This window comes from Marinobacter algicola DG893 (genome assembly GCF_000170835.1).
Lineage (GTDB): Bacteria > Pseudomonadota > Gammaproteobacteria > Pseudomonadales > Oleiphilaceae > Marinobacter > Marinobacter algicola.
This window is the reverse complement of the sequence record NZ_ABCP01000080.1, coordinates 1-5,115: the sequence shown is the minus strand read 5'-3', so window position 1 is coordinate 5,115 and position 5,115 is coordinate 1. Positions and strand designations below refer to the sequence as shown.

Annotated in this window: 6 protein-coding genes; 3 read left to right on the top strand and 3 right to left on the bottom strand. The window is 57.5% G+C overall.

The features are described from left to right. Together MDG893_RS20165 and MDG893_RS20160 are read right to left on the bottom strand one after the other, a co-directional pair. On the bottom strand, positions 1-907 hold a 907-nt coding region (locus tag MDG893_RS20165), incomplete at its 3' end, for an AraC family transcriptional regulator (protein WP_007155701.1). Positions 908-1,190: 283 nt separating this feature from the next. Further along, a complete protein-coding gene (locus tag MDG893_RS20160; RefSeq protein WP_007155700.1) occupies positions 1,191-2,159 on the bottom strand; it encodes a response regulator in 969 nt (322 codons plus the stop codon). Positions 2,160-2,305: 146 nt separating this feature from the next. On the opposite strand from MDG893_RS20160, the gene MDG893_RS20155 reads away from it, so the two are divergent. From MDG893_RS20155 to MDG893_RS20145, 3 genes are read left to right on the top strand one after another with little or no spacing between them, the layout of a single operon-like run. Next, positions 2,306-2,788 (top strand): YajQ family cyclic di-GMP-binding protein, encoded by a 483-nt coding sequence (locus MDG893_RS20155; RefSeq protein ID WP_007155699.1) that lies wholly within the window; start codon positions 2,306-2,308, stop codon positions 2,786-2,788. Between the two features lie 27 nt (positions 2,789-2,815). Continuing rightward, on the top strand, positions 2,816-4,189 hold the full coding sequence (locus MDG893_RS20150; protein WP_007155698.1) for an AmpG family muropeptide MFS transporter: 1,374 nt from the start codon (positions 2,816-2,818) through the stop codon (positions 4,187-4,189). Further along, the gene (locus MDG893_RS20145; RefSeq protein WP_007155696.1) at positions 4,186-4,497 is read left to right on the top strand and encodes an MGMT family protein; all 312 of its coding nucleotides are present in this window, start codon (positions 4,186-4,188) and stop codon (positions 4,495-4,497) included. Before MDG893_RS20150 ends, MDG893_RS20145 begins: the two co-directional genes overlap by 4 nt. Here the strand turns inward: MDG893_RS20145 and MDG893_RS20140 are convergent. Next, a partial coding sequence (locus MDG893_RS20140) for an MFS transporter (RefSeq protein ID WP_007155695.1) occupies positions 4,451-5,115 on the bottom strand: 665 nt, incomplete at its 5' end. The two genes, MDG893_RS20145 and MDG893_RS20140, sit on opposite strands and share 47 nt — an antisense overlap.

The following is a 5,115-nucleotide window of genomic DNA, read 5'->3' as shown; positions in this document are numbered from 1 at the left end:
CCAGGTCACTGTTCGTCAGAAAGTCTTCGGCCATGACTTGCCGGACCTCATCCAGCAACTGCTGATACGAAACACCTTCCTGGCTAAGTTTTCTCTGCAATGTTCGGCTGGTCATGCCCAGATGGTCTGCGACCATGTCCTGGCGGGTGATGCCGTGCATCAACTGTTTGCGAATGCTGTGTTTAACCCGGTTGGTGAGGGCAGTGTCGGTTTCCAGGGTGGCCAGTTGGCTTAGGGCGTGGGCTTCCAGGGTTTTGCGGAGTAGCGGATCTGGCTGCCGCAAGGGTGTGCTCAGTAAGTCTTTGTGCAAGACAATGGCATCTTCATCAGACTCAAACCTGACGGAGCAGCCCCAGCGTTCGGTGTAGGCGCTTTCCAGTTCCGGGCCGGGTGATGGGTGTTTCAGGTGCACTTCCACTGGTGAGGCGGTGTTGTTGTCGGCCAGCCAGCGGGCGTAGTTGATCCACGAGGCGAAGACGTTGTCCACCATCTGGGGGCGGGCGACCGGGTCGGTGTAGTTGCAGGACCAGATCAGTTTGATGTGATCGCCGCTACCTGCAATTTGCGTGGTGCCCATGTCGCCGACCAGTTTCTCGAACGGGGCAATGCGTGCCACGGCCTCACCCAGCGTGGCGGAGCTCATGGTGATATACCCGAGAACGCTGTAGGACCCCGGTTGTACGAAGTCGCCTGTTTCCAGGCCGAGGATGGGGTTGTGGCTTTCCTCGCAAACAAGCCGTATGAACGCCTGGAACTGTTCGCCGTTTATGCGCTCGTCGTCGGTTTGAAGAACCGATGAATCAAGCCCTGCTTTGGTAAACAGTGCGGAGGTATCCAGGCCCTGTGCATCGGCGGTGCGGACGTATTGTCTGAGGGCTGCTACGGAGGCGGTTCCGAGGGTCTTCATGATTACGGCAACGTCTTGGGGTTATTGTTGCCATCAGTATAACGGAAGCTGAAAAGAAAAAAGCCAGCTAAGAAGCTGGCTTAAAAACAAGGAAAGAACGAAAGTGCCTGAAAAATTCGTTAATTCGGTGTGGACTTCCCCATTTGGCGGCGGAGGTACTACTCGTCTCCTCCGCCATGGGGGATACTGCTTAAATCCACAATTGCAGAATAGGGCTTTCGTTCATGGAAGTCTGTTTGTGATGTGTGTCGCAGTGTTACGTAGCGTAATCCGACACTCTGCTTCAGGCTTTCTCAAGCTCCGGTCTCGTCTCGGTGAACCGCCGGGTCTCGTAGGCATCTACCAAGCCTTGAACGGCTGCACGTTCCATCTCCTGGACCGAGGGCGTGCCGTTTTGGGCATCCGCACGGCAAAGTACCATGCCTGCCTCAACCGAGATATAACCCGCCGTGGTCTTCAGAGCCTTGTGGTTAATGCCGTCAAATACGCGGCGAAACGCTGTCGTGGAGCAATGATCGCTGTTCGGGAAGTGAGCGATAATCGCGTACTGGTTGTCGCCCACGCGGCACAGGGAGTCCATGGGCCGGATCAGGTGGCTCAGTCGTCGAGCGATGCCAACGGCCAGCTCACTCATCACCGAGGGCGCATGCTTACGTTTGAGCTCCTGCCAGTTGCGGATGCCGCACAGCACATAGGCAGAAGCACCGCCTCGGGATTCCGCCTGCCGCAGGCATTTGCCCAGCTTATTACGGGCATAACGGTTGTTGCATAGGCCCGTTTCAAGGTCAATGATGTTGCTGCTTTCCAGTTCGCGGTTGTTCTCAATCAGCAGGGAGTTAGCGCGCAAAAGGGTATTCTGGCGGTCCGCCATGCGGTCGGCCGCGAAAATCCGGGGAATCAGCTGTTTGGTCATGTCCGATTTGTAGATGAAGTCGTCAACGCCCCGGTCGAATGCTTCTGACAGGGCCTCCACACTTTCCCGGGCGGTGAGCAGGATCACGTAGGTATAGTGATTGTTCTGCTCATCCTGCTGGCGCACTTGATCGGTCAGCTCCAGCCCGTCCATCTCCGGCATCAGCCAGTCGGCAATCAACACACTGACCGGGCGCTGGTCGATAAACTCAAGCGCAGCAGGGGCATTGTTGGCGATTCGCACGTCGCGGTACCCTGCATTGCGGAGGGTTCGGCCCACTACCATGCTGCTGAATTTGGCGTCGTCTACCACGAGGATGGGAAGATCAAGATTTGGCATTGTTAACTACTACTCACCAGTCCATTGTCAGATGCGGTGCCGGCCCGGTCTTGGTATGCTTTGGCACCTTGCGCAACCAGAAGGGCACCAGTATAGCGTTTTGTGCGTGTCCTGACGTGGATAATTGTAAAAAGTGAGAACACATCATGCCTTCTTTTGACATCGTTTCTGAAATCGACATGCACGAAGTGACCAACGCCGTGGACCAGGCCAAGCGCGAGCTGGGCAATCGCTGGGACTTCAAGAACGTGGACGCGGACATCGAACTGGACGACAAAGGCATCACCATCAGCGCCGAACAGGAATTCCAGCTGGAGCAGTTGATGGACATGCTGCGAATGGCCTTTGCCAAGCGAAACATCGATTCCAGGGCCTTGTCCGAAGACGGCGAGAGTAAGGCCGGTAAGTTGGTCAAGCAGCACCTGCAACTGAAGCAGGGCATAGAAACCGATATGGCCAAGAAAATCGTCAAAATGATCAAGGACGGTAAGCTCAAGGTCCAGGCCAGCATCGAAGGTGAAAAAGTGCGGGTGAAAGGTAAAAAGCGTGATGACCTGCAGACAGCCATCGCCCTATTGAAGGAAGCCGAGCTGGATATTCCTCTCCAGTTTAACAACTTCCGCGACTGATCGGGGAGCAGCACCATTTTATACGGCTTGAACCGGACCCTGCTGAAAGAAACACTCGACACCTACACCCGGTGGCAGGTTATTGCACTTCTGTTTCTGGGCTTCTCGGCGGGGCTGCCGTTTTTGCTGGTGTTCTCCACCCTGAACGCAAGGCTTGCGGATGTTGGTGTGGAGACCGCCACCATTGGGTTCTTCAGCTGGCTTGGGATTACCTACTCCATCAAGGTGTTCTGGGCACCAATTGTCGACCGGCTGAAGTTGCCGATTCTCGACAGACTGTTGGGAAAGCGCCGAAGCTGGATTTTGCTTGCCCAGACTGGCATTGCCAGCGGCCTTTATCTGATGGCCCACGTGGACGCCACGGCAGCGCCCGAGATGATGGCCTGGTGCGGTCTGCTGGTGGCCTTTTCCTCGGCCACTCAAGATGTGGCTATTGATGCCTACCGGATTGAAATTGCCGAAGAGCGGCTTCAGGCGGCATTGGCAGCTACTTATATCTTCGGCTACCGGTTGGCCTTGTTGGTAGCTGGTGCTGGAGCCTTGTACTTGGCAGAGTTCTGGTCCTGGCAGGTGTCTTACGAGGTGATGGCATTGCTGGTTGGTGTGGGCATGGCCACCGTGCTGATCGTAAGGGAACCCGCCGTCAATCACTTTGCCGCTGCGCAGGATATCGCCGGGAAAATCGAGCAGGAAGCGGCGAAGCGCACCCATCTGAACCCACGCCTGGCGCGGTTTATCGGGTGGTTTTATGCGGCGGTCGCCGGGCCATTCCTGGATTTTTTCCGGCGCTACCGAGAGCTGGCCATCCTGATCCTGATCACCGTGGCGGTCTACCGAATATCGGACATCGCCATGGGCGTGATGGCCAATCCGTTCTACCTCGATTTCATGGGCTTCTCCAAAACCGAAGTGGCGGACGTTACCAAAGTCTTCGGCTTCTTCATGACAATCGCCGGGTCGCTTCTGGGTGGCGTGCTCGTTGTGCGTTATGGCGTTCGGCGTATGTTGCTGACCGGCGCCGTCATGACCGCCGCGACCAACATGCTGTTCGTGGTACTCGCTCAATACCCCCCGGACCTGGGCACCCTGGCGCTCGTGGTCAGTGCTGACAACCTCAGCGGAGGCATCGCCAACGTGGCGCTGATAGCCTGGCTATCCAGCATGACCAGTGCCTCTTTCACTGCCACGCAGTACGCCTTGTTCAGTTCCTTGATGACGTTGCCCGGAAAATTCCTCGGTGGCTTCTCCGGCATTGTCGTGGCCGGTTATGGGTACGCGGAATTCTTCCTGGTGGCCGGGCTGATGGGAGTCCCCGCCATACTTCTCGCCATCTACATGATGCGCAAAGGCGAGCGCCTGGACGCCTTGGCACCAAGGAACGAGGCTACTGAGTCGTCATGACCGAGCCCACCAAAGACCAGAAAATCTGGCAAGTCGTCGCCGCGATCCCCCCTGGCTGCGTAGCCAGCTACGGCCAGGTTGCGGACATGGCCGGCCTCGGCCGACAGGCACGGTACATCGGTAAAGCTTTGGGGAAACTCCCCGATGGCCACGCCATTCCCTGGTACCGGGTGATCAGAAGCAACGGGCAAATAGCTTTCCCAATCGGCAGCGAAGCGTTCGAAGTCCAGGCTCAAAGCTTGCGGGAGGAAGGCGTCGTGGTCATCGATGGCAGAATTTCGATGAAACAGTTTCAATGGCGCCCGTGAAGTGTCTTGTCGTATAGAGTCCTATGGCGATCCCGCCAACAGTTCGGTCGGGCAGGGGGTGGTGGGACTCTTTCCTTTGCCAGAACCCGGCGCGGGTGGCGGCGGCAAGTCCCAGGCCGGTGGATGGGCGGTCCAGAACAAAGATAAAGGCCGGCAGGGCGAACACCAGGTACCACACCGCTACCAGCACAAAAGTGGCACGCACGTGCTCGGCGTTGTCGCGATTGAGATCGAACAGGCTGGCATCGGCCTCGATAAAGCCATACAGCGCCACGATAAGGCTCAGCACGCCCCCGGTGTAACCCAGCCCCCAGGCCCAGCCTGACCAGCGCCCGGTTCGCGCCGGGCTTGCGAGATCCGGTAGCATGGAATTGTAGAAAATGAACGCGAATTCGGCGCCGAGTGTACCCAGCCCCACCCACAGTGCTGCGTTCCAGAACTGGTTCTGCTCCGGCGTGACCGTCCACAACATGGCGCAGGAGACCACACAAAGCAGAGTGAAGCTGATAAACCAGGGCTTACGGCGGCCCGACTGGTCGGCGATGGCCCCCAATATCGGCGCCAGAATTGCGATGAACACGCCGGCAATGCCAACGATGTTGCCCCAGGCTGCCGTGC

What these genes read in the sequence shown, in the direction of transcription:
- MDG893_RS20155 (WP_007155699.1), top strand. Translation starts at nt 2,306, where the DNA reads ATGCCTTCTTTTGACATCGTTTCTGAAATCGACATGCACGAAGTGACC.
- MDG893_RS20145 (WP_007155696.1), top strand. Translation starts at nt 4,186, where the DNA reads ATGACCGAGCCCACCAAAGACCAGAAAATCTGGCAAGTCGTCGCCGCG.
- MDG893_RS20160 (WP_007155700.1), bottom strand. Translation starts at nt 2,159, where the DNA reads ATGCCAAATCTTGATCTTCCCATCCTCGTGGTAGACGACGCCAAATTC.